Origin of the sequence: Streptomyces sp. NPDC053069 (assembly GCF_044546895.1) — a bacterium.
Taxonomy (GTDB): Bacteria; Actinomycetota; Actinomycetes; order Streptomycetales; family Streptomycetaceae; genus Streptomyces.
Map to the genome: position 1 here is coordinate 185,195 of NZ_JBITZN010000009.1, position 23,333 is coordinate 208,527.

24 protein-coding genes and 1 riboswitch are annotated in these 23,333 nt (G+C 70.1%); of the genes, 13 read left to right on the forward strand and 11 right to left on the reverse strand.

Annotated features, from left to right (window positions below; translation table 11 throughout):
• Positions 1-6 precede the first annotated feature (6 nt).
• Positions 7-666 (reverse strand): YceI family protein, encoded by a 660-nt coding sequence (locus tag ACIGXP_RS22545; protein WP_363218157.1) that lies wholly within the window; start codon positions 664-666, stop codon positions 7-9.
• A 323-nt stretch (positions 667-989) separates the two neighbouring features.
• On the opposite strand from ACIGXP_RS22545, the gene ACIGXP_RS22550 reads away from it, so the two are divergent.
• Positions 990-1,340: a PRC-barrel domain-containing protein gene (locus tag ACIGXP_RS22550; RefSeq protein ID WP_363218156.1), complete on the forward strand. Its 351-nt coding sequence runs from the start codon at positions 990-992 to the stop codon at positions 1,338-1,340.
• A 93-nt stretch (positions 1,341-1,433) separates the two neighbouring features.
• Complete coding sequence (locus tag ACIGXP_RS22555; protein ID WP_363218155.1) at positions 1,434-1,604, forward strand: hypothetical protein; 171 nt, start codon at positions 1,434-1,436, stop codon at positions 1,602-1,604.
• Between the two features lie 135 nt (positions 1,605-1,739).
• On the opposite strand, the gene ACIGXP_RS22560 is transcribed toward ACIGXP_RS22555, so the two are convergent.
• A complete protein-coding gene (locus ACIGXP_RS22560) occupies positions 1,740-1,913 on the reverse strand; it encodes a hypothetical protein (RefSeq protein WP_399770824.1) in 174 nt (57 codons plus the stop codon).
• 137 nt (positions 1,914-2,050) lie between these two features.
• A complete protein-coding gene (locus tag ACIGXP_RS22565) occupies positions 2,051-2,395 on the reverse strand; it encodes a helix-turn-helix domain-containing protein (protein ID WP_363218153.1) in 345 nt (114 codons plus the stop codon).
• Positions 2,396-2,535: 140 nt separating this feature from the next.
• Between ACIGXP_RS22565 and ACIGXP_RS22570 the strand changes: the two genes are divergently transcribed.
• The 6 genes from ACIGXP_RS22570 (at position 2,536) to ACIGXP_RS22595 (ending at position 8,418) form a co-directional block, all read left to right on the forward strand.
• Entirely contained in the window at positions 2,536-2,904 is a 369-nt protein-coding gene (locus ACIGXP_RS22570; RefSeq protein ID WP_399770828.1) for an STAS domain-containing protein, read from the forward strand.
• Between the two features lie 284 nt (positions 2,905-3,188).
• On the forward strand, positions 3,189-4,295 hold the full coding sequence (rlmN, locus tag ACIGXP_RS22575; protein WP_363218151.1) for a 23S rRNA (adenine(2503)-C(2))-methyltransferase RlmN: 1,107 nt from the start codon (positions 3,189-3,191) through the stop codon (positions 4,293-4,295).
• A gap of 23 nt (positions 4,296-4,318) precedes the next feature.
• A riboswitch (TPP riboswitch) is annotated at positions 4,319-4,427 on the forward strand.
• Positions 4,428-4,508: 81 nt separating this feature from the next.
• A complete protein-coding gene (locus ACIGXP_RS22580; protein WP_399770831.1) occupies positions 4,509-5,582 on the forward strand; it encodes a thiamine ABC transporter substrate binding subunit in 1,074 nt (357 codons plus the stop codon).
• Between the two features lie 44 nt (positions 5,583-5,626).
• Positions 5,627-7,228 carry an ABC transporter permease gene (locus tag ACIGXP_RS22585; protein WP_399770834.1) on the forward strand — a complete coding sequence of 534 codons (1,602 nt, stop codon included), beginning with the start codon at positions 5,627-5,629 and terminating at the stop codon, positions 7,226-7,228.
• Positions 7,229-7,257: 29 nt separating this feature from the next.
• Positions 7,258-8,277: an ABC transporter ATP-binding protein gene (locus tag ACIGXP_RS22590; RefSeq protein ID WP_399770837.1), complete on the forward strand. Its 1,020-nt coding sequence runs from the start codon at positions 7,258-7,260 to the stop codon at positions 8,275-8,277.
• 21 nt (positions 8,278-8,298) lie between these two features.
• Positions 8,299-8,418: a maleylpyruvate isomerase N-terminal domain-containing protein gene (locus tag ACIGXP_RS22595; RefSeq protein ID WP_399770840.1), complete on the forward strand. Its 120-nt coding sequence runs from the start codon at positions 8,299-8,301 to the stop codon at positions 8,416-8,418.
• A 334-nt stretch (positions 8,419-8,752) separates the two neighbouring features.
• Here ACIGXP_RS22595 and ACIGXP_RS22600 read toward each other — a convergent pair whose 3' ends face one another.
• The 6 genes from ACIGXP_RS22600 to ACIGXP_RS22625 form a co-directional block, all read right to left on the reverse strand.
• Positions 8,753-9,445, reverse strand: a complete 693-nt coding sequence (locus tag ACIGXP_RS22600) for an LAETG motif-containing sortase-dependent surface protein (RefSeq protein WP_399770843.1) — start codon at positions 9,443-9,445, stop codon at positions 8,753-8,755.
• 187 nt (positions 9,446-9,632) lie between these two features.
• On the reverse strand, positions 9,633-10,046 hold the full coding sequence (locus ACIGXP_RS22605) for a VOC family protein (RefSeq protein ID WP_363220067.1): 414 nt from the start codon (positions 10,044-10,046) through the stop codon (positions 9,633-9,635).
• Positions 10,047-10,153: 107 nt separating this feature from the next.
• Positions 10,154-11,836, reverse strand: a complete 1,683-nt coding sequence (locus tag ACIGXP_RS22610; protein ID WP_399770846.1) for a hypothetical protein — start codon at positions 11,834-11,836, stop codon at positions 10,154-10,156.
• Entirely contained in the window at positions 11,818-12,558 is a 741-nt protein-coding gene (locus ACIGXP_RS22615) for an ABC transporter ATP-binding protein (RefSeq protein ID WP_399770848.1), read from the reverse strand. The genes ACIGXP_RS22610 and ACIGXP_RS22615 overlap by 19 nt, the downstream gene beginning before the upstream one ends.
• 208 nt (positions 12,559-12,766) lie before the next feature.
• On the reverse strand, positions 12,767-14,131 hold the full coding sequence (locus tag ACIGXP_RS22620) for an aspartate aminotransferase family protein (RefSeq protein ID WP_363220070.1): 1,365 nt from the start codon (positions 14,129-14,131) through the stop codon (positions 12,767-12,769).
• Between the two features lie 19 nt (positions 14,132-14,150).
• Positions 14,151-14,669 carry an Lrp/AsnC family transcriptional regulator gene (locus tag ACIGXP_RS22625; RefSeq protein WP_360095292.1) on the reverse strand — a complete coding sequence of 173 codons (519 nt, stop codon included), beginning with the start codon at positions 14,667-14,669 and terminating at the stop codon, positions 14,151-14,153.
• 170 nt (positions 14,670-14,839) lie between these two features.
• Between ACIGXP_RS22625 and ACIGXP_RS22630 the strand changes: the two genes are divergently transcribed.
• Positions 14,840-16,279: a gamma-aminobutyraldehyde dehydrogenase gene (locus tag ACIGXP_RS22630; RefSeq protein ID WP_363220071.1), complete on the forward strand. Its 1,440-nt coding sequence runs from the start codon at positions 14,840-14,842 to the stop codon at positions 16,277-16,279.
• A gap of 89 nt (positions 16,280-16,368) precedes the next feature.
• On the opposite strand, the gene ACIGXP_RS22635 is transcribed toward ACIGXP_RS22630, so the two are convergent.
• Positions 16,369-17,373: an aldo/keto reductase gene (locus ACIGXP_RS22635; protein ID WP_363219787.1), complete on the reverse strand. Its 1,005-nt coding sequence runs from the start codon at positions 17,371-17,373 to the stop codon at positions 16,369-16,371.
• A gap of 140 nt (positions 17,374-17,513) precedes the next feature.
• Between ACIGXP_RS22635 and ACIGXP_RS22640 the strand changes: the two genes are divergently transcribed.
• The 3 genes from ACIGXP_RS22640 to ACIGXP_RS22650 all read left to right on the forward strand — a co-directional run bounded on the left by ACIGXP_RS22640 (position 17,514) and on the right by ACIGXP_RS22650 (position 20,650).
• Positions 17,514-18,362 carry a helix-turn-helix transcriptional regulator gene (locus ACIGXP_RS22640; RefSeq protein ID WP_399770853.1) on the forward strand — a complete coding sequence of 283 codons (849 nt, stop codon included), beginning with the start codon at positions 17,514-17,516 and terminating at the stop codon, positions 18,360-18,362.
• 92 nt (positions 18,363-18,454) lie between these two features.
• Entirely contained in the window at positions 18,455-19,648 is a 1,194-nt protein-coding gene (locus tag ACIGXP_RS22645) for a spermidine/putrescine ABC transporter substrate-binding protein (RefSeq protein ID WP_399770856.1), read from the forward strand.
• Between the two features lie 444 nt (positions 19,649-20,092).
• A complete protein-coding gene (locus ACIGXP_RS22650; protein WP_399770859.1) occupies positions 20,093-20,650 on the forward strand; it encodes a GNAT family N-acetyltransferase in 558 nt (185 codons plus the stop codon).
• A 35-nt stretch (positions 20,651-20,685) separates the two neighbouring features.
• On the opposite strand, the gene ACIGXP_RS22655 is transcribed toward ACIGXP_RS22650, so the two are convergent.
• Positions 20,686-21,711, reverse strand: a complete 1,026-nt coding sequence (locus ACIGXP_RS22655; protein WP_399770862.1) for a cytochrome P450 — start codon at positions 21,709-21,711, stop codon at positions 20,686-20,688.
• 655 nt (positions 21,712-22,366) lie between these two features.
• Here ACIGXP_RS22655 and ACIGXP_RS22660 point away from each other — a divergent pair.
• A complete protein-coding gene (locus tag ACIGXP_RS22660; RefSeq protein ID WP_363219792.1) occupies positions 22,367-23,317 on the forward strand; it encodes a hypothetical protein in 951 nt (316 codons plus the stop codon).
• Positions 23,318-23,333: the final 16 nt, after the last annotated feature.

The window sequence follows — 23,333 nt, forward strand, 5'->3', positions numbered from 1 at the left end:
AGCCTCTCAGGCCGACGGCGTGGCGCGGATGGCGGCGATGTCGAACTGGAGGCGGACCTTGTCGCTCACCATGGAGCCGCCCTGGGCCAGCCTGGCGTCGTAGGACAGGCCCCAGTCGGAGCGGTTGACGGTGGTGGTGCCGTCGAAGCCGACCCGCTCGTCACCGAACGCGTCGGTCACATGGCCGATGTACGTGAGCTCCAGGTCGACCGGGCGGGTGGTGCCCTTGATGGTGAGGTCGCCGGTCATGAGGTAGACGTCCTTGCCGGCGAGCCGCACGGCGGTGCTCGTGAAGGTCATCCGCGGGTACGTCGCCGAGTCCAGGAACTGGCGGCCGACCACATGGGCGTCGCGCTGCTCGACACCGGTGTCGACGCTGGCGGTGTACAGCACGATGTCGGCCCGGGAGCGGGCAGGGTCGCGTCCGTCGAAGTACAGCCGGCTCTCGTACTCCGCGAACGAGCCCCGCACCGTCGTCACCATCGCGTGCCGCACGGAGAACCCGATCCTGCTGTGCGCCGGATCGATCAGCCACTCGCCGGTGAGACCCGCCAGCTCGGGATCGGGCAGTACGGCGGTGGCTCTGGCCACCGGGGCCGCGCTCGTCACGGGGGTGGGGGACGGCTGCGCGCGCCGCTGGAAGGAGTTGCGGCCGAATAGGTTCATGGCCCATGTGGTTACGGCAGGCCGCGGGGCGGGGACAAGGACCGACCAGGAAACCCGACCGTTCGTCGGCAGAACTTCACAGCTCACCGCCCGCACCCGGACCGTCACACACGCACAGCCGATCAGCCGGCAAGTACCGGACGATGTGACCGAAGCGTACGAACGGCGCGGGCGGGAGGCGGGGAGGCGACGGCCTGCGATCAGGCTTTTTCGACGGCATTCACAAGCGGTCAGAGTACGATGAAGAGGCGGTAAACCTTCCGTAGCCACTCCTCCTATCGGATGCAATGCCTTCGGGAGGCGCAGGCCGCAGGGAGCAAGGCATGATCCATTCAGCCGATATCCGCGAGTGGCGCAACCGGGACGTGATCGATCCCAAGGGACGCAAGATCGGAGCCCTGGAAGCGGTCTACGTGGACACCACCACCGACGCGCCGACCATGGCCACTGTCCGTACCGGCCTGCCGACTCGGCACCGACTGGTCTTCGTGCCCCTCGACGAAGCAACGCTGGGCCCCGGGTACGTAAAGGTGGCGCACGGGAGAGGGCTGGTGAGGAAGGCTCCGTCCATAGGCATGGATGACGTCCTGCCGGTCGAGCGGGAAGAAGAGGTCTTCAAACACTACGAGAGGCCTTACGAGCGCGGTAAGGGGCGCCGCCTCGCACGCCGCTGACCGGCCTCCCTCCCAAGAGTGCCGAAGCCCGACCAAATCGCTGGTCACAGCGGCGACTCATCGCCCGCAGCAGAGGCTGAGGATGTGCTCACCATGGCGCTTTTCCTGTTCCTGATCCTCGTGGCCGTCGTCCTGGGACTCATCGGTACGGTGGCGGCGGGGCTGTCCTACCTCCTGATCATCGGCATCGTGGTCTTCGTGGCGGACCTGGTCCTGTTCGGTGTGCGCTGGTCCCGGCGCTCTCATCGACACTTCGTCCGGTGAGGGCATACGTGACCGTCTTGCGCCCGATCCGGCGTGCCGCCCGCTCCGAACGCCGAAGGCCCGGGCAAGAGGTTGTTCCCCTCTCCCCGGGCCTCCAGCCGTTCCCCGGACGGGTTCAAGCCTGCGGCAGCGCGCTCAGCGCTTGAAGGAGCCCTTGGCCTGTTCCTTCGCGCCCCGCATCCTGCCTCGTGCTTCGAGAGCGGCTCCCTTCGCCGCGAGGGTTTCTTTGTGCATCGCGTGGGCCGCCGTCCGCACGGTCTTTCCGACGATCTGTTCGGCCTTTGCCTTGGCCCGTTCTCCGGCGCTCATCTCGGTACCTCCGTGGATCTCACTGGCCGTGTGCCCCTTGAGGCAAGAGGTGAAGCCACCTTGTGGGACGTGTTGGTAAGGGAGCTCGGTGTGTGGGTCGACGGCGTACGGGATGGGCGCTGGGGTCAGTGGTGGGTTTAGGGGGTATGCGCCATGGTCGGCCTCAGCTCTTTGCCCCGATCGGTCTCATCCTGTACGAGGAGGGACAGCAGGGAGGCTACGGAGAGGCCGGCTTCTGCCGGATGGCGCAGCACCTTGTCGGGCTCGATGCGGTAGGTGTTCGTGCGCCCGTCCCGAGTGTGGGAGAGGTAACCGTCCTGCTCAAGATCGGAGATGATGCGCTGGACGGCGCGCTCCGTGAGCCGGCAGCGGGCGGCGATGTCGCGGATACGGACGTTCGGGTTGTCGGCGATGGCCGCCAGTACGCGCGCGTGGTTGGTGATGAACGTCCATCCGCTGTGAGGTTCGGGCACTCCAACCATGCCCAGCATTTTAGGGGACCCTCATTGACGAAGCCAGATACATGACATACTTTTCCGGTAACTGATGGCGTGCTCCGCGCTGCGCGCAGCGGTAAGGGGCGTCGAAGGTGTCCTGAAATGAGGCCGTCATGCCAAAGCTCATGAGTAGCGCTGGTGCCATGGAGGGGTCGGGCCACGTCGGCGGGCCCGGACCAGTGGCTGCGTTGCACCAGTACGAATGCGGCGGCGCCTGGGTGATCGCCGCTCACGGCTCCTATGACATCCACTCGATCCCGCCTCTGGCGGAGGCACTGAACGCCGCTGTCAGGAAGCATGCGAAGGTGGTCCTGGACGCCTCGGGGGTCGACTTCGCGGACTCGTCGTTCCTCAACCTGTTGATCCGTGCCCACCAGACGGGCACCGTGCGCGTGGCAGCGCCGCCAAGGCAGCTTCAGCGCCTGTTTGTGATCACCGGAGCCGACGCCGTGCTGGAGATACGAGAGACCGTGGACGACGCCGCCCTCTCCTGATCCAGCCGTCACCGAAGAGCCGGACCTGCGCCGACTGCTGTAAGCACGTAGACAGTCGACCGATCCCTGCTTTCATGTCATTTCTGCACTCCCACTTGTAGAGGACTGCCCCTGCCGGCTGACACCACTGCCTGACACCAACAGGTGCGGACGCGAGCGGTCGGTTTCAAAGCCTTGGCCTGTACGGGCGCCGGCCACGGCATCGGCCGGCGCCCGTCGCCTTGACTCGGTCGTTGAGCAACAGCCCCAGGTCACCCAATTGGATCTGCGACACTGGTACAGCCATGCCTAAGCCCGGAGAACTCACTTTCGTCGCCCCCCGCGGAGCCAAGAAGCCGCCGCGGCATCTCGCCGACCTCACGCCCGCCGAGCGCAAGGACGCCGTGGCCGAGATCGGTGAGAAGCCGTTCCGTGCCAAGCAGCTCTCGCAGCACTACTTCGCGCGGTACGCGCACGATCCGGAGCAGTGGACCGACATCCCCGCCGGGGCGCGCGCCAAGCTCCAGGAAGCACTGTTCCCCGAGCTGATGACCGTCGTCCGGCATCTGTCGACCGACCAGGGAACCACACGCAAGACGCTGTGGCGGTTGTTCGACGGGACCCTCGTCGAGTCCGTGCTGATGCGGTATCCGGACCGGGTCACCATGTGCATCAGCTCGCAGGCGGGCTGCGGCATGAACTGTCCGTTCTGTGCCACCGGGCAGGCGGGGCTGGACCGGAACCTGTCCACGGCCGAGATCGTCCACCAGATCGTCGACGGGATGCGGGCGCTCAGGGACGGCGAGGTGCCGGGCGGCCCGGCCCGGCTGTCCAACATCGTCTTCATGGGCATGGGCGAGCCGCTCGCCAACTACAAGCGGGTCGTGGGTGCCATCCGGGCGCTGACCGATCCCGCCCCGGACGGGCTGGGGCTGTCGCAGCGCGGGATCACCGTGTCCACCGTCGGGCTCGTGCCGGCCATCCACCGGTTCGCCGACGAGGGCTTCAAGTGCCGGCTCGCGATCTCCCTGCACGCCCCCGACGACGAGCTGCGTGACACCCTCGTCCCCGTGAACACGCGGTGGAAGGTGCGCGAGGTGCTGGACGCCGGGTTCGAGTACGTGGAGAAGAGCGGGCGCCGGCTGTCCATCGAGTACGCCCTCATCCGGGACATCAACGACCAGGCGTGGCGCGGTGACCGGCTCGGGCGGCTGCTCAAGGGCAAGCCCGTGCACGTCAATCTCATTCCGCTGAACCCGACGCCGGGGTCGAAGTGGACCGCCTCCCGGCCGGAGGACGAGAAGGCCTTCGTCGAGGCCATCGCCGCTCATGGTGTGCCGGTGACGATCCGGGACACCCGGGGCCAGGAGATCGACGGAGCCTGTGGTCAGCTGGCGGCCACCGAGCGGTAATCTGGCCGGGTCCACACATCTTCATATTCCGACAGGGGAGCGCCACAGCGCTGAGAGTGCGGCGGACAGGGCCGCAGACCCTCTGAACCTCGCCCAGGTCATTCTGGGTAGGGAGTTCGGTCATCACTCAAGCTGTTGCGCCCTGCCCGGGTCTTCCTCGCGAAGCCCGGGCAGGGCCGCGTCTCTTCCTGGCCAACCCCAGGAGGACATCCAGTGCAGAACAAGACCTTCGTGGCCGTGGCGGTCGGGCTCGGCCTGATCAGCCTGTCCGCGTGCGGTTCCGGCGAGGGCACGTCGTCCGCGGACTCCACGTCCGTGACCCTCGTCAGCCACGACTCGTGGGCCGTGTCCAAGAACGTGCTCCAGGACTTCGAGAAGAAGACCGGGTACAAGGTCCACGTGCTCAAGGACGGCGACGCCGGGCAGGCCGTCAACAAGGCCGTCCTGACCAAGGACAACCCGCAGGGCGACGTCTTCTTCGGCGTCGACAACACGCTGCTGTCCCGGGCCCTGGACAACGGCCTCTTCCAGCCGTACACCGCCAAGGGCCTCGACAAGGTCGGCGCCGCCTACCAACTCGACCAGGCCAAGCACCGGGTCACGCCCGTCGACTACGGCGACATCTGCGTCAACTACGACAAGAAGTACTTCGCAGACCACCACCTCACCCCGCCGCAGTCCTTCGCCGACCTGACGAAGCCGGCGTACAAGGACCTCCTCGTCACCGAGAACGCCGCCACCTCCTCGCCCGGCCTCGGCTTCCTGCTCGGCAGCGCCGCCCGGTTCGGGGACAACGGCTGGCCGGACTACTGGAAGAAGCTGAAGGCCAACGGCGTCAAGGTCGTCGACGGCTGGGAGCAGGCCTACTACCAGGAGTTCTCGGGATCGTCCGAGGGCAAGAAGGCCGGCGGCGACCGGCCGCTGGTGGTGACGTACGCCTCCTCCCCGCCCGCCGAGGTGATCTACGCCAAGAAGCGGCCCAGCACCGCCCCGACCGGCGTGGCGTACGGCACCTGCTTCCGGCAGATCGAGTTCGCCGGACTGCTCGGCAACGCCAAGAACCCCAAGGGCGCCAAGGCGTTCATCGACTTCCTGGTCTCCAAGGAGTTCCAGGAGGACATGCCGCTGAACATGTACGTCTACCCGGTGGTGCAGGGGGCGAAGGTCCCCGCCGAGTTCACCGAGTACGGCAAGGCCGCCCAGCATCCCGAGACCATGGCCCCCGGCAAGATCGCCGCCAACCGTGACCAGTGGGTCAAGTCGTGGACCTCGCTCGTACTGAAGTAGCCCCTCGGAAGGACCGCGCGGGGAGCGCGGCGCGGCTCGGGCTCATGGCCCTGCCCGTCGCGTTCTTCGCGCTGTTCTTCGCCTGGCCCGTGGCCGCGATCGTCGCGCGCGGGCTGAAGGTGGACGGCGCCTGGCAGTTCGGGCGGCTCACGGACGTGGTCATGCGGCCGGACATCCGGCACGTGCTGTGGTTCACCACCTGGCAGGCGCTGGCCTCCACCGCGCTCACACTGCTGCTCGCGCTGCCCGCCGCCCATGTCTTCGCCCGTTTCGACTTCCCGGGCAAGCAGCTGCTGCGGGCCGTGGTCACCGTGCCGTTCGTGCTGCCGACCGTCGTCGCCGGCAGCGCGTTCCTGGCCCTCGTCGGGCACGGCGGGCTGCTGGACGAGCTGTGGGGCGTACGGCTGGACACCACGGTGTGGGCGATCCTGCTGGCCCACGTCTTCTTCAACTACGCGGTCGTCGTACGGACCGTCGGCGGCCTGTGGTCCCAGCTCGACCCCCGGCAGGAGGAGGCCGCCCGGATGCTGGGCGCCTCCCCGTGGCACGCCTGGCGGAAGGTGACGCTGCCCGCCCTCGCGCCCGCCGTGGCCGCCGCCGCGCTGATGGTGTTCCTGTTCACCTTCACCTCCTTCGGTGTCGTCCAGATCCTCGGCGGTCCCACCTTCTCCACCCTCGAAGTGGAGATCTACCGGCAGACCTCCGAGGTCTTCGACCTCGCCACGGCCGCCGTCCTCACGCTCGTCCAGTTCGCCGCCGTCGGCGCGATCCTCGCCGTGCACGCCTGGACGGTACGGCGCCGGGAGGCCGCCCTGCGGCTCGTCGACCCGAGGGCGACCGCCCGCCGGCCGCGCGGCGCCGGGCAGTGGGCCCTGCTCGCCGGCGTCCTCGCGACCATCGCGCTGCTCCTCGTCCTGCCGCTCGCCGTGCTCGTCCGCCGTTCCCTCGACGCGCCCGGCTTCGGCTACTACCGGGCGCTCGCGCACTCCGACGGCGGTACGTTCCTGGTGGCGCCGGTGCACGCGGTGTGGACCTCGCTGCAGTACGCGGTCGCCGCCACCGCCGTCGCCGTCCTGATCGGAGGTCTCGCCGCCGCCGCGCTGGCCCGCCGGGACGCCGGACGACTGGTGCGGGGCTTCGACGCGCTGCTGATGCTGCCGCTCGGCGTGTCCGCCGTGACCGTGGGCTTCGGTTTCCTGATCGCTCTCGACAAGCCGCCGCTGGACCTCAGACAGTCCTGGATGCTCGTCCCGCTCGCCCAGGCGCTGGTCGGCGCCCCCTTCGTCGTACGGACGATGCTGCCGGTGCTGCGCGCGGTCGACGCACGGCTGAGGGAGGCCGCCGCCGTGCTCGGCGCCTCGCCCTGGCGGGTGTGGCGGGAGGTGGACCTGCCGCTGGTGCGACGGGCACTGCTGGTCGCGGCCGGGTTCGCGTTCGCCGTCTCGCTGGGCGAGTTCGGGGCGACCGTGTTCATCGCCCGGCCCGACAACCCGACCCTCCCGGTCGCCGTGGCCCGGCTGCTCAGCCGCCCCGGGGACCTCAACTACGGCCAGGCGATGGCCCTTTCGACCATTCTGATGGTGGTGTGCGCCGCCGCGCTGCTGGTCCTGGAGCGGCTGCGCACCGACCGGACGGGAGAGTTCTAGATGCTGCCGGCCCGACGGGGGAGTTCTCGATGCTGCTGAGCCTCGACGCCGCGACCGTGCGCTTCGGCGGGCGGGCCGTGCTCGACGCGGTCGGCCTCGACGTCGCCGAGCACGAGGTGGTGTGCGTGCTCGGGCCCAGCGGGAGCGGGAAGTCCACGCTGCTGCGGGTGGTGGCCGGGCTGCAACCCCTGTCCGGCGGAAGGGTGTTGCTCGACGGCCGTGACCAGTCGGGCGTGCCCGCGCACAAACGCGGTGTCGGTCTGATGTTCCAGGACCACCAGCTCTTCCCGCAGCGGGACGTCGGCGCGAACGTGGCGTTCGGGCTGCGGATGCACGGCGTGGCCAGGAGTGAACGCGACGCCGAGGTCGGGCAGTTGCTGGAGCTGGTCGGGCTGCCGGGAGCCGCCCGGCGGGCCGTGGCCTCGCTGTCCGGCGGCGAGCAGCAGCGTGTGGCCCTCGCCCGGGCGCTCGCGCCGCGGCCCCGGCTGCTCATGCTCGACGAGCCGCTCGGCCAGCTCGACCGCTCGCTCAGGGAACGGCTGGTGGTCGAACTGCGCGAGCTGTTCGGCCGGCTGGGCACCACCGTGCTCGCGGTGACCCACGACCAGGGTGAGGCGTTCGCGCTGGCCGACCGGGTGGTGGTGATGCGGGACGGGCGGATCGCGCAGTCCGGTACGCCGCTTGAGGTGTGGCAGCGGCCCGCCGACGCGTTCGTCGCCCGCTTCCTCGGCTTCGACAACGTGGTCCCGGCGACCGTCGCGGGGACGGCCGCCGACAGCCCCTGGGGCAAGCTGCCGGTACCCGAGGGCTCTCCCCAGGGCGCCCACAGCGTACTGGTGCGGCCCGCCGGGGTACGGCTCGTGGCCGCCCACACCGGCCTGCCGTGCACGGTGACCGCCCGCACCTTCAAGGGCACCCATGTGGCCGTCCAGCTCCAGCCCGAGGACGGGCCGCGCCTGGAGGCGGCCTGCGCGCTGCGGGAGGCGCCGGAGGCCGGGGACGGGGTCGGCGTGGAGTTCGACGCGGCCGAAATCGTCGTGCTCGGCTGATCAACGGGCCCCTTGGGGGCCGTGCCGACCTGCCCCGACTGGTCGCTGGGAGACCTCGTACGGCATGTGGGAGGCGCCCGGCGGTGGGTGGAGACCCCGGTGCGCACCCGGACCAGGAGAGCGTCCCCCGCGACCAGGTGAGCTGGTCGTCGCGACGCTGCGCGAGGCCGGTCCGGACTCCGCGCCGGCCCGGCGCTGAACGCCGAGTGGCTGGTGGAGTTCGGCCCGGACGGTGTGCGCCGGCGCGGCCATGGGAAGGCCACGGTCGCCCTGCGCGGCCCGCTCACCTCCGTGCTGCCGGCCTTCTGTCGCCGGCTGCCGCGGGACGGCCCCGGCCTCGAAGTCCTCGGTGAGCGGGAGGCGCTGGAGTTCTGGCTGGAGCGGGCGACTTCGGCTGAGGCGGGCGGAAGAACGACCGCGGCCCGTCCCCTGGGGATAGGAGGACGGGCCGCGGCGGTGTACGGAGGGCGGGGCGTCAGCCGTTGCCGCGCGTCCCACGACGGCGCATGCCGAAGAAGACCGCGCCGCCGCCGACGACGACCAGCGCGCCCGCGATACCGGCGATCAGGCCGGTGTTGGAGCCGGCGCCGGTCTCGGCGAGGTTCGAGTTACCGGCCGCCGGGGACGGCGCGTTGCTCGGCGCGGCCGCCGGGGCGGAGCTGGACGCGGAGGCCGACGGAGTGGGGGTCGCCGACTCGGCCGGGGCGGACTTCGACGGCTTCGGTTTCGGCTTCGGCTTGGCTGTAGGGGTGGGGGTGCTGCTCTCGGTCTTGCAGGCGGTGGACGGGGCCAGCAGGTCGGGCTGGATGTCCTCGTCGACGAGGTTGGCCGCCTTGATGTGGACGCGGTAGGTCGCGTTCGGCTTCCAGTCCTCCGGGAAGCTGACCGGAGTGCCCTGCGCCGAGCCCTTGACCTCCTCCTTGCCCACCTGGGTCTCGACGCCGCCGTTGCTCTTGAGGAACACCGAGATGGTGGCGGGGGTACGGGCGGCGTCACTGTCGGTGACGACGATGACGCCCTTTTCGCCGTCGCACTTGGCTTCGGCCTTGAAGTCACGGATGGTGCACGCGAGCGCGGAGCTGGACAGACCCAGCACCACGGCGGCCGAGGCGGAGGCGACACCCAGAATGCGCACGGAACGGCGTGCACTGCGGCGAGTTATGGACACGTTTGTCCTTTACAGGTGCATAACTGCGGGGGGCTGTGGGGGCGTTGGAGCTACGGATGAGGTGAGGCCCCATCACCCCCAGGAGGCTCACAGGTCTATAAGCGCTCCGTAAGCAGTGTCAATGCATATGCCGCCCAGGGCAGTTGGCTTTACCTGCTTATTAACTGCCGTTACGTTTGATCCCGGTTCAGTCCTGACGCTCGACCGCGGCCGGGTCCATCCACATGACCTCCCAGGTGTGGCCGTCGAGGTCGTCGAAGGCGCGGCCGTACATGAAGCCGTGGTCCTGGGTCGGGCCGCTCGCCGTGCCGCCCGCCGCGATCGCCCTGTCGACCAGCTCGTCGACCTTCTCGCGGCTCTCGGCGCTCAGACAGACCAGCACCTCGCTGGTGGTGGTCGCGTCGGCGATCTCCTTCTTGGTGAAGGTCGCGTAGAACGGCTTGGTGAGCAGCATCGCGAAGATCGTGTCGCTGATCACCACGGAGGCGGCGTTCTCGTCGCTGAACTGCGGGTTGATCGTGTAGCCGAGCTCCGTGAAGAACTTCTTCGAGGCGTCGAGGTCGTTCACGGGCAGGTTGACGAAGATCATCTGCTGGTACATGGGGTTCTCGCTTCCGTGGTTCGCCTTGGGTACAGCGTGTTCGGCGGGGTAGACCCCGGGCCCCGGGAGAACTCATCGGTCGCAGGAGATTTTTTTCGGCGGGCCGCTCAGCGGGTCACGGGGAGCGCCGTCAGGGCGGCCACGCCGAGGGTCAGCGGGCCGAAGAACGCGAGCAGGGCCGCCGCGCGGAGGGCCGCGGCCGTACGCAGCATCGAGGCCGGAGCGCCGAGGCGGAGGAGCGCGGCGGTCGTGCCGGCCCGGCACTGGCGGGTCTCCACGGCCGCGGTGAGGAGGGTGGCGACCGTGCAGCCGGCGACGAGCAGGGTGCCGAAGGTGGTCAGGGGGCCGAACGCCGGTGCCGAGCCGGCGTACGGGGTGGTCCTGGCGAGGCCGGCGGAGGCGACCGCGCAGACGACGCCCAGGGGCCGGCCGATGCGGGTGGCCTCCGTCATGAGGACCCGGCCGGCGAGGAGGCGGAGGGCGCCGGGACGGGTGGACTGCAGGAGGCGACCGCACAGGTGGGTGAGGCCGGGAGCGGCAAGGACGAGGCCGGTCGTGGTGAGGAGCCAGCCGGTGAGTACGGCGAGGGCGGACCGGTCTGCGTATGCCTGGGCTGTCAGGCCGGTGGCGAGGAGGGCGACGCCCCAGGGAAAGCCGACGGGGGCGTCCGTGGGCGGGTGTTCGCCGAGGTCGGCCCAGTCCGCGTCCGGGGTCCGCGGTTCGGGGCCGGCCACGCTGCCCGGCGCTGTGCCGTTGCCGCCCTGCTGCGGGCCGGGAGCCGCCCCGGCGGCACGACTGCCCGCGGGATGCGGAAGGGCCTGTGCGCCGTCGTCGGCTGTGCCGGTGACGCCGTGGTGCGCGGTGTGCGGATGGGGCTGCGCGAGGTGGTCGGCTGTCGTGGTGGTGTCGTTGTCCGTGGGGTGCGGAGGGGGTTGTGCGCTGTGGTCGGCGGTGCCGGTGGTGTGGTTGCTCGTGGGGTGCGGATGGGGTTGTGTGCCGTGGCCGGCCGTGCCGGTGACGCTGTGGTGCGTGGGATGCCGCTGCGGCTGTGTGCTGTGGTCGGCTGCTGTGGTGGCGTGGTTGTCCGCGGGGTGCCGGTGCGGTTGTGTGCCGGCGTCGGCTGGTTCGTGCTCGTCCCGGCCGCGCGGGGCGCGGGCGCCATCGGCCCCCGGCAGCAACCGCGCCCCGAACCGTGCGTACGTGCCGAATGTCTCCCGGGCCATCGAGCCGTACGCCCCGAAGCGGCCGTACCTGTGGTGGGCCGGGGTGGTGGGGTGCGGGTCCTTGGGGCGCAGGGCCAGGGCCACCGTTGCCGAGGCGAGGGCGGGGGGCAGGGTCAGCAGGGTCAGGGTCGCCGGGGCGGGGAGGGGCTGGTCCGCTGCCAGGACGTCCGCCGCCGCACCGTCGAAGGGCATGCCCGTCAGGTCGCCGCGCAGGTGCAGGAAGACCAGCAGCGCCAGCACCGAGCCCAGGGCGCAGGACAGCGCCGTCGTCAGCGCGGAGACGGCCATCAGGTGTGCCGGGCCGAGGCCCACGGCGGACAGGCCGGGGCGTGGCCGGGTGCCGGGGTCGGTGCGGGCGACGGCGAGCGCGAGGTACACCGTGGCGGCGAGCGGCACCGTGCACCAGGCCAGGCGCAGCGTGGCGGCGCCCGCCGACTCGGGGTGGTGCAGGGCGTAGCCGAGGCAGGACAGGAGCAGGAAACCGGTGCCCGCCGAGGCCGCGGCCACCAGCAGGCGGCGCAGCTGGACGGCGGGACGTCCCGCACGGGTCAGACGGAGAGCGACCACGCGGCGCGCCCTTCCGTGTCGGGTGCCTCCGGCAGGTGTACGGTGCGCACGCTCCGGCCGTCCAGCAGGCCCACGGCGCGGTCGGCGAGGGCGGCGGTCTCGGGGTCGTGCGTGGCGAGGACCACGGTGATGCCGTGCGAGCGGGCGGCCGTGATGAGGGTGCGCAGGACCTGGATGCGGTCGGAGCGGTGCAGCGGCGCGGTCGGCTCGTCGGCGAAGAGGATCATGGGGGCCGCGGCCAGCGCCCGGGCGATCGACACCCGCTGGCGTTCGGCCTGCTGGAGCGCGTGCGGGCGGTTGCGGGCCTTTTCGCCGACGTCGAGCCGTTCCAGCCACTCCAGCGCGGCGACCTTGGCCCTGCGGCGGCCGGCACCGCGCAGCATCAGCGGGAGCGCGACGTTCTCCCAGGCGTTCAGTTCGGGGACCAGGACGGGCGCGGAGTCGATCCAGCCGAAGCGGTCCCGGCGCAGCCGCTCCCGGCGCATCGGGCCGAGGGTGTGCAGGGGCGTGCTGTTGAACCACACCTCGCCGTGCCGCACCGGCAGCAGGCCGGACAGACAGCGCAGCAGGGTGGTCTTGCCGCTGCCGCGCGGGCCGGTGACGGCCACGATCTCGCCCTCGCGCACCGCGAGCGCGACCCCGGCGAGCCCGGGCGATCCGTCCGGGTACCTGAAGTGCAGGGAGCGTGCCCAGAGCACGTCGTTGTCCGGCGGGGCCTCCATGCGCGTACACCTCGGTTCTGATCCGTTTTCCCTGCCTGGTCCCTCGTGCGGGGGAACGAAGGCTGGGCCGATCGGTCACTGAACGCTAGGCAGATCCCTTGCGGCAGCCCGGACAGCACACGGCCCCGGGCCGCCGTTCCCACTCGAACGGAGGCACCGGGGCCGGTGCCGATCAGCCGGTCGGATGATCGGACCTTCCACGGAAGGCTCAGAGCTTCGTCCATGCCTCCGTGAGGGTGGCGCGCAGGATCTGCTCGATCTCGTCGAAGGTCTCCTGGTTGGAGATCAGCGGCGGGGCGAGCTGGATCACCGGGTCGCCGCGGTCGTCGGCACGGCAGTACAGGCCGTTGTCGAACAGCGCCTTGGAGAGGAAGCCGTACAGGACGCGCTCGGTCTCCTCCTCGTTGAAGGACTCCTTGGTGTGCTTGTCCTTCACCAGCTCGATGCCGTAGAAGAAGCCGTTGCCGCGGACGTCGCCGACGATCGGCAGGTCGTGCAGCTTCTGCAGGGTCTGCAGGAAGGCGCCCTCGTTGTCCAGGACGTGCTGGTTGAGGTTCTCGCGCTCGAACAGGTCGAGGTTGGCGAGACCCACCGCGGCCGACACGGGGTGGCCGCCGAAGGTGTAGCCGTGCAGGAAGGTGTTGTCACCCTTGTAGAACGGCTCGGCGAGCTTGTCGGAGACGATGCAGGCGCCGATCGGGGAGTAGCCCGAGGTCATGCCCTTGGCGCAGGTGATCATGTCCGGGACGTAGCCGAACTTGTCGCAGGCGAACATCGTGCCCAGGCGGCCGAAGGCGCAGATGACCTCGTCCGACACGAGCAGCACGTCGTACTTGTCGCAGATCTCGCGCACGCGCTGGAAGTAGCCGGGCGGCGGCGGGAAGCAGCCGCCGGCGTTCTGCACCGGCTCCAGGAAGACCGCGGCGACGGTGTCCGGGCCCTCGAAGAGGATCTGCTGCTCGATCTGGTCGGCGGCCCAGCGGCCGAAGGCGACCGGGTCGTCACCGAAGATCGGGGCACGGTAGATGTTGGTGTTCGGCACCTTGTGCGCGCCCGGGACGAGCGGCTCGAACGGCGCCTTCAGACCGGGCAGACCCGTGATGGACAGGGCGCCCTGCGGGGTGCCGTGGTAGGCGACCGCACGGGAGATGACCTTGTACTTGGTCGGCTTGCCCTGCAGCTTGAAGTACTGCTTGGCGAGCTTCCAGGCGGTCTCGACGGCCTCGCCGCCGCCGGTGGTGAAGAAGACCTTGTTCAGGTCGCCCGGGGCGTGGTCGGCCAGGCGCTCGGCCAGCTCGACGGCCTTGGGGTGGGCGTAGGACCACACCGGGAAGAAGGCGAGCTCCTGGGCCTGCTTGAAGGCGGTCTCGGCGAGTTCCGTACGGCCGTGACCGGCCTGGACCACGAACAGACCCGCGAGACCGTCGAGGTAGCGCTTGCCCTTGTCGTCGTAGATGTAGGTGCCCTCACCCCGGACGATGGTCGGGACCGGGGAGTTCTCGTACGAGGACATGCGGGTGAAGTGCATCCACAGGTGGTCGTACGCGGTGCGGCTGAGGTCCTTGGTGCTCACGGTTATCGGGTCCTCACGGTTATCGGGTTCCCCACATGTAGGTCTGCTTCTTCAGCTTCAGGTAGACGAAGCTTTCGGTGGAGCGCACTCCGGGCAGGGACCGGATGCGTTTGTTGATGACGTCCAGCAGGTGGTCGTCGTCCTCGCAGACGATCTCGGCGAGGATGTCGAACGAGCCCGCGGTCATCACCACGTACTCGACTTCCGACATGCCGGTCAGCGCGTCCGCGATCGACTCGACATCGCCCTCGACGTTGATCCCGACCATCGCCTGCCGGCGGAAGCCCACGGTGAGCGGGTCCGTGACGGCGACGATCTGCATCACGCCCTGGTCCAGCAGCTTCTGCACGCGCTGGCGCACGGCCGCCTCGGACAGGCCGACGGCCTTGCCGATCGCGGCGTACGGCCGGCGGCCGTCCTCCTGGAGCTGCTGGATGATGGCGAGGGAGACGGCATCCAGCTGAGGGGTGCCGTTCCTGGACTCGCGGGAGGAGTCCCTCTGGTCTGCGCTTCGACTGGCCACGACCTCACTGTGCACGACGTCTCGACAGTTTCGCAAGGCCCGATCGATGAAATCCGTTGTTTGGGACTCCGTGTCTTGCGGATTTCGCAGAACGGTGGGCGACGGGGGTGTTGAAAACGTGGGTCCGGCGGCTAGGGTGGGTGTCTCAGTCAGTGGACGCAAAGAACCTGATCAGGAGGCCGGCAGTGAGCACCGAGCTGCGTCGTCTGCGCAACTACATCGACGGTGAGTTCCGGGACGCCGCCGACGGACGGACCACCGAGGTGGTCAACCCCGCGACGGGCGAGGCGTACGCGACCGCGCCGCTGTCCGGCGAGGCGGACGTCAACGCCGCCATGGAGGCCGCCGCCCGCGCCTTCCCGGCCTGGCGGGACACCACCCCCGCCGAGCGGCAGAAGGCCCTCCTGAAGATCGCCGACGCGTTCGAGGAGCGCGCCGAGGAACTGATCGCGGCCGAGGTGGAGAACACGGGCAAGCCGACGGGGCTCACCCGCTCCGAGGAGATCCCGCCGATGGTCGACCAGATCCGCTTCTTCGCGGGTGCGGCGCGACTGCTGGAGGGCCGCTCGGCCGGCGAGTACATGGAGGGGATGACCTCGATCATCCGCCGTGAGCCGGTCGGCGTCTGCGCCCAGGTCGCCCCCTGGAACTACCCGATGATGATGGCGGTGTGGAAGTTCGCCCCGGCGATCGCGGCCGGCAACACCGTGGTCCTCAAGCCCTCGGACACCACCCCGGCCTCCACCGTGCTGATCGCCGACATCATCGGCTCGATCCTGCCCAAGGGCGTCTTCAACGTCATCTGCGGCGACCGTGACACCGGCCGCCTGATGGTGGAGCACGACATCCCGGCCATGGCCTCCATCACCGGCTCGGTCCGCGCCGGCATGTCGGTGGCCGAGTCGGCGTCCAAGGACCTCAAGCGGGTCCACCTGGAGCTGGGCGGCAAGGCCCCGGTCGTCGTCTTCGAGGACACCGACATCGCCAAGGCCGTCGAGGACATCTCCGTCGCGGGCTTCTTCAACGCCGGCCAGGACTGTACGGCCGCGACCCGCGTCCTCGTCCACGAGTCCATCCACGACGAGTTCGTGTCGGCGCTCGCCAAGGCCGCGTCCGAGACCAAGACCGGCCAGCCGGACGACGAGGACGTCCTCTTCGGCCCGCTGAACAACCCCAACCAGCTCAAGCAGGTCTCCGGCTTCATCGACCGCCTGCCCGCGCACGCCAAGGTCGAGGCGGGCGGCCACCAGGTCGGCGACAAGGGCTACTTCTACGCCCCGACCGTCGTCTCCGGGCTGAAGCAGGACGACGAGATCATCCAGAACGAGGTCTTCGGCCCGGTCATCACCGTCCAGTCCTTCGCCGACGAGGACCAGGCCGTCGAGTGGGCCAACGGCGTCGAGTACGCCCTCGCCTCCTCGGTGTGGACCAAGGACCACGCCCGCGCGATGCGCATGTCCAAGAAGCTCGACTTCGGCTGCGTGTGGATCAACACGCACATTCCGCTGGTCGCGGAGATGCCGCACGGTGGCTTCAAGAAGTCCGGTTACGGCAAGGACCTGTCGGCGTACGGCTTCGAGGACTACACGCGGATCAAGCACGTGATGACGTCCCTCGGCGAGTAGCGCTCCGCCGGGTTCGGCCGCTCTTCGGCAACCGGCACCCAAAGCGCGGCCCCGGGCAGGGGCACTTCCCTGCCCGGGGCCGCGCTGTCTCATTTCCCCGCGACGAACTCCAGCTCCTGCTCGCTCAGCCGCAGCGTCGCCGCCCGCCCCCAGTCCGCCATCTGCTCCGGTCGCCGCGCTCCTGCGATCGCCCCGGTGACGCCCCTGCGGGCCAGCACCCAGGCGATCGCCACCGCTCCCACCGTCGTACCGTGCGCCTGCGCGACCGACCGCAGCCGGTCCACCGTACGGAGGTTGGTGTCCAGGTGCGTCGTGAAGTCGGGGTGGGTGCGGCGCCAGTCGGACGGGTCCAGCAGGGCCAGGCGCTCCCGGGTGAAGGTGCCGCTGAGCAGGCCCGAGTGGAGCGGCTGGTAGGGAATCACACCGGTGCCGTGGTCGGCGGCCCAGTCGATCTCCGCTTCGGCGGAGCGGTTGAGCAGGGACAGCGGGGGCTGGATCGCGTCGACCGGGGCGATGCGGTGCGCCGCCGCCAGCTGCTCGGGCGAGTGGTTGGACAGCCCGATCGCCCGCACCTTGCCCTCCGCCTTCAGGTCGGCCATCACCTGCCAGTACTCCTCCAGCGGAGTGGCCTGCGCGTCCTCGGGGGGCTCGGTGCCGTCCCAGTTCAGGGACGCGCCGGTGTCCGGCCAGTGCACCTGGTACAGGTCGATCGCCTCCACGCCGAGCCGGCGCAGCGAGTCCTCGACCTCGCGCCGCACGCTGTCGGGCCGCATGATCCGGCGGGGTGCCGCGGCCGGGTTCTCCGGATCCCAGACTAGGCCCACCTTCGTGAAGACGTACGGCCGGTCGGCTTCGGGCAGTCCGGCCAGCGCCTTGCCGACCACCTCCTCGGAGTGGCCGAGCCCGTACACGGCGGCGGTGTCGATCCAGTTGACGCCCAGCTCGACCGCCCGGTGCACGGTCTCGATGGACCGGCGGTCGTCCTGCGCACCCCATGTGAAGCGCCAGCCGTCGCCGCCGAACGTCCAGGCGCCGAGCCCGATCACGGAGATGTCGAGGCCGGAGGCGCCGAGGGGGCGGAGGGGAAGAGTCATCGTCGTACGTCCTTGTCGCACTCGTCGTTCGCTGACGTCCACCACTGTGCGACCCCCGGAACCCCCCTCGACAGGCACGTTTTATAGGGGGGAAAGACTTGCCCACCCTTCTTCCGCGTGTCTCCCGGATACTCGTGGACATGACGACACCCGGAGAACGGCGCACCGAACTCAGCCAGTTCCTCAGGTCCCGGCGGGCCCGGCTCACCCCGGCCGACGTGGGGCTGACGGCGTACGGCCCCCGGCGCGTGCCCGGGCTGCGGCGCGAGGAACTGGCGCAGCTGGCCGGGGTGAGCGTCGAGTACTACGTACGCCTGGAGCAGGGCCGCAATCCGCATGTGTCGGACGCCGTGCTGGAGGCCGTTGGCCGGGCGCTGCGCCTGGACCCGGCCGAGCGCGCGCACCTGCGCAACCTGGCCCGCCCCGACCGCGCCCTGCCGGACGCGGCACCGGCCACCGAGACCGTACGGCCCTCCCTGCGCCGGCTGATCGACGCCCAGCCCGGACCCGCCTACGTCTGCGGTCACCTCACCCAGGTGCTCGCCTGGAACCCGCTCGCCGCCGCCGTCTTCGGCGACTTCGGCGAACTGCCCTGCGAGCGGCGGACGTTCGCGCATCTGGTCTTCTTCGACGCCCGCTACCGCGAGCTGTTCGCGGACAGCTGGCGGTCGAAGGCCGAGGCGACCGTGGCCTTTCTGCGGGTGAGCGTGGGCCGTTACCCCGACGACCCGGCGCTGGCCTCGCTCATCGGCACGCTCGCCATGCGGAGCGAGGAGTTCGCCGCGCTGTGGGCCAGGCAGGACGTGGCGGACAAGGGCCCCGGCCGCTACACCCTGCACCACCCGCTGGTCGGCCCGCTCACCCTGGACTTCGAGGTGCTGCACCTTCCCGAACCGGGCCAGGTCCTGGTCAGTTACCTGCCGGCGCCGGAACAGGACGCGGCCGAGGCGCTGGGGCTGGTGGGGAGCTGGGGCCTGACCGATGCGTGAACAGCCTTGATCGACAACCTGTCGGACCGGCGCGGGCATGCTCGACGCAGCGTCGATTGTCCCTCATCCATGCCGGGCGGCATTCTTCCTGGGTGCCCCAGACTTCTTCTCGTACATCCGCGCCGTCCCGCCGTTCCCTGCTGCGCGCCCTCGGCGGCACCGCCGCGATCGGTGCCCTCGCCGACTGCGGGGTGCCCGCCGCCCGCGTCGCGCCCGGTGACCGGGCCGTCGCCGACCAGTCCGCGGCCGACAAGAAGCTGACCTGGGCGAACTGGCCGCTGTACATCGACACCGACGACGACAACCCCAACCGGCGGCCCACGCTGGAGGCGTTCGGGAGGCGCACCGGGATCCGGGTGGACTACGCCGAGGAGATCAACGACAACGACGAGTTCTTCGGCAAGATCAGCCCCGCCCTGATGAACCACCAGTCCACCGGCCGCGACCTGATCGTCATCAGCGACTGGATGTGCGCCCGGTTCGTCCGGCTGGGATGGGTCCAGGAGATGGACCGCGCCCGCCAGCCGAACGTGGCGAAGTACCTCGACCCGCTGCTCCGTTCGCCCGCCTTCGACAAGGGCCGCAGGTTCTCCGTGCCCTGGCAGTCGGGCATCACCGGCATCGCCTACGACCGCAAGAGGCTGGGCCGCGAGATACGGCACGTCAAGGACCTCTGGGCGAGCGATCTGAAGGGCCGCGTGACGCTCCTGTCCGGTCTGGACGAGTCCTTCGCGCTGCTGATGCAGGGCAACGGCGTGGACATCACCAAGTGGACGGCGGACGACTTCCACACCGTCTGCGACCAGGTGGAGCGCGAGGTCCACCGCGGCCAGATACGCCGCTTCACCGGCAACGACTACACCAAGGACCTGGTCAGCGGGGACGTGCTGGCCTGCCAGGCGTACTCCGGCGACGTCATCCAGCTGCAGGCGGACAACCCCGACATCCGCTTCGTCGTGCCCGAGGAGGGCGCCGAGCTGTGGTCGGACTCCCTGATGATCCCCGACCGGGCCCGCCACAAGGCCAATGCCGAGCGGCTGATCGACTACTACTACGCCCCCGAGACCGCCGCGAAGCTCGCCGCCTGGGTCAACTACGTCTGCCCGGTCCCGGCCGCCAAGGAAGTCCTGGCGGCATCGAAGGACAAGGACACCGCCGCCCTCGCCGGCAACCCGCTGATCTTCCCCGACGCCGGGATGCGCGGGCGCCTCGCCATCGCCCGCGACATCACCGCCACGGAACGGACGGAGTTCGCCAAGCGCTGGAACACGATCGTGGGCCTGTGACCAGGGCTTCCTCCGGCGGGGGATCGGCCGGCACCGGGATGGAGGGGGCGCCGTCCGCGGCGCGCCCTGGTCACTGCCCCCGGCTGCCGCTGCCGAACCCCAGGTGCTGGTTGTCACGCCGATCCGGGTTACGGTGCCGGCGACGGTGATGTCGCTGTACGCCGCCCGCCAGGGAATGACGGCCGCAACCTCGCCGATCATGGCGCCGAGCGCCCCGACCAGCGGGGCCGGCGCGAGTACGGCGACGGCCACCGGGATGTCCCGCTCGCGGCAGATGGAGGCGATCTCGGAGCCGGTGAATCCCGCACCGATGACCAGAACGCGGGAGGGCCCGGCGGCGAGGGCGCGCTGCAGACCCTCAAGCCGGCGCCACTCCTGCGCGCACCAGCACTGCCTCGGTGTGCCTCTCCGCCTCGCGCGCCCGGCAGCGTGATCAAATGGGGCATGGCATCGTCCTGGACTGGTCATCGGGTACGCCTGCGCGCCATCGAGCCTGACGACTGGACAGCGTTCATGCGCTTCGCCGACGACGACGGGCGGCGAGGGAGCCGGCTGGATCTGCCGCGGTCCGCCGAGAGCCACCGTGCCTGGGCGAAGGAGCAGGCCGTTGCCAAGTGCCATGACGACCGCTTCGGGCTGGCGGTTGAAGCGACGGCCACGGGGGAGCTGGTGGGCACAGTCGGCTCACATCGCACCGGCCCTCGTTCAGGCTGGTTCGAGTGTGATGTCATGATCGGCGCTGACCACCGGCGCAAGGGCTACGCGGCGGAAGCCGTGGTGCTGCTGCTGCGCTTCATGTTCGCCGAGCGGCGCTATCACAAATGCCTGGCAGCGATCTTTTCCCACAACGAGGCATCACTGGGACTTTTCCGTCGGCTCGGCTTCACCGAGGAGGGGCGCTTGCGGGAACACGTTTTCTTCGCCGGCCGGCACCACGACCTCGTCATGATGAGCATGCTCGCCGACGAATTCGACCAGCGGCACACGATGAGCGAACCATGAGTGGAGGCGGCCTGTCGCCGAAAGCAGGACCGGCCTCAGCCGCGCAAGGTGGCCCGCAGGCGCAAGCCCACCGTTGCGAGACCCTCGAGGGTGGTGACCTGGTAGCCGGGTTCCGGTCCGGGCGGCTCGCTCAAGTGGTGGCAGCGGGCGGTCTGCGCGGTCAGGAGCGTCAGCATCGCCATGGCCAGAGCGGCTCCCTCGCAGCCATGCGGCCCGGTACCGAAAGAGAGGAAGACCCCGGGTTTCGCCGGCGAACCCGAATCGTCGAGCCAGCGCTCGGGCCGGAACTCGTCCGGCTCGGAGTATTCCCGTGCGTCGCGGTGGGCGGTGTAAGGGCAGACGAGAACGGTGGACCCGGCGTCGATGGTGTAGTCGGCGAGCTGGGTCTGCCGCGGGGCGCGCCGGGTCAGCAGCCAGCTCGGGGGGTACAGCCGGAGCACCTCACTCACCAGTGCCCGGGTGTATTGCAGGCTGGCGAGGTGGCTGCTGGTCGTCGCGGCCGGGTCCGCGGGCAGCGAGGCGGCTTCGGCCGCGACGCGGCCCGCTGCCTGGGGGTGCCGGGCCAGGTGGAGCAGGATCCATCCGGCTGCCCGGGAAGGGGTCTCGAAGGTGGCGACGGTGATTCCGGGGAGAGTGTCGAGGATGGCCTCTTCCGGCAGCAGGCCGTAGTGGGGGGAGGGCCGGAGCATCTGTCCCAGCATGTCGTCACCGAGCCGGCCCGATGAACGACGCCGGCGGACGATGGGCCGCAAGGCGTCGGTGAAGGCGACTTGCTGCCGTGTGCGGAACCGCCGTGCCGGTGTGGGGATCCAGGGCGGCCATACCCAACGCGAGGGGCGTACCAGCGCCTCCCGGGCCAGGAAGAGCTGTGAGGCATGGGGCAGCAGCGTGGGTGCGTCTTCGGAGAAGAGGTAGCTCACGCCGATCTCTGCCAGGGCGTGCCGGACCAGAGGCAGAATCTCGACGTCCTGGCCCGTCGGCCACTCGTCGGCAAATCGAGCGGTCCGGGGCGCGATCTCACCGATCCGGGCTGCGACCGCCTGCGCACGTAGTCCGCGCATGCGAGCGGCGTGAGCGTACGCACGCTCCTCGGGTGTCGGTGCTCCGCTCGACCGCTTCAGCGGCGGGAAGAGAGGCGAGGATGCCTTGGGGAAGTCCTGCGAGCGGTGCAGGACTGCTTCACACGGCCCGGCCGCAGCGGCTACGTAGACACGCGGCTCCAGCTGCCAGACGTCCCCACACTCTTCAGCGCCACGGCGCGCCAGCGCCAGCCGGTCGCGGCTCCAGGCCGCGAAGCTGCCTCCGGGCAACCGCGGCGGCTCATTCCTTCGGCCCATGAGATCGTCCCTGGCTCTGGTACCTGTCCAGGCCGATGCCGTCGGCAGCGTGGCTGGGAAGTGGCGGGCGCCCAGAAGCGCCCGCCGGCAGTGCGGTGAGTCCTAGTCGTCGCCGGCGTACGCATCCCATTCATGGGCTCCGTACGCACCGTAGTGGCGGGTGAAGGACAGCTTGGCGAGCAGCTTGGCGATCATGATGCACTCCTCTCGCCTGTCTTCAGTGCCAAAAACCACACACGACAATATTGCCACATACGGCGTATTTGGGATATAAGGTCGCCGGGGAGTCTCGACCACGCAGGGTGCACGGCTGATTGCTGCATGGTTGACGAGGTGTCCTTGCTCCTACGATGGAAGCCACCGTCGGGGGAGGGTGGACGTGACGCGCAGTACGCCGCAGGGGGCCGGGCGCCGGCTGGAGGACGGGATCGCCTGGGCGGTCCGGAACGCGGACGGGATCGTCGCCATCGGCGTCGCCCTGGTCGTCGGGCTCATGGACGTCCTCAACCAGAACATGGACACCAACATCGTCTCCGGCGCCACGCTGCTCGTCCTGGCGGCGCTGGTGTACGGCGGGCTCACCGAGCGCCGCCGGCGGCTGGCCGACATCCGGGCCGCGGCGGCCGGGACCAGCCGGGCCATCGAGGACCTGGCGATGGTCCGCACGCTGTCCGGCGCCGAGGTCGCGCTCGCGCACGAGCGGGCCCGGCGCGCCACCACCCGCTGGGTGTTCAAGGGCGGCACCGGCACCTATCTGCGCGCCGTCACGCTGCCCGAGTGCGTGCTGGAGGCACAACGTCAGCGGCGCTCCCTCAGCATGAAGATCGACATCATCAACCCGGCCGACGACCAGGTCTGCACCGCGTATGCCCGCTTCCGGAGCACGTTCGGCGGCGGCTTCGGCGAGTGGACCGTCGAGCGCACCCGCAAGGAGGCGTACGCCACCGTCGTCGCCGCCAGCTGGCACCGGCAGCGGCTGGACACGCTGGAGATCGACGTCCACCTGTCGTCGGTGGCACCGGCCCTGCGGTTCGACCTCTCGGACACCTGCCTCATCATCACCCAGGACGACCCGAGCCGGGTCAGCCTGTACGTGGAGCGGGACCGGCCGCTCTACGACTACTACGTCACCGAGCTGCACCAGAGCCGCGAACAGGCGGTCAAGCTCGATCTGCGCGAGGCCGTCCCCCTCGCCGAGGAGCCGACCGTCGACGAGGTCAGACGCCTGCTCGACCGGCTCGGCCTGCCACTTCCGCCGAGCTTCACCGATCGTGACGTCGGCGACATCATCGACAAGGCGCTGCGCGCGGAGAACCCGTACCGCAGGTGAGCGTCGTGTTCCGGCC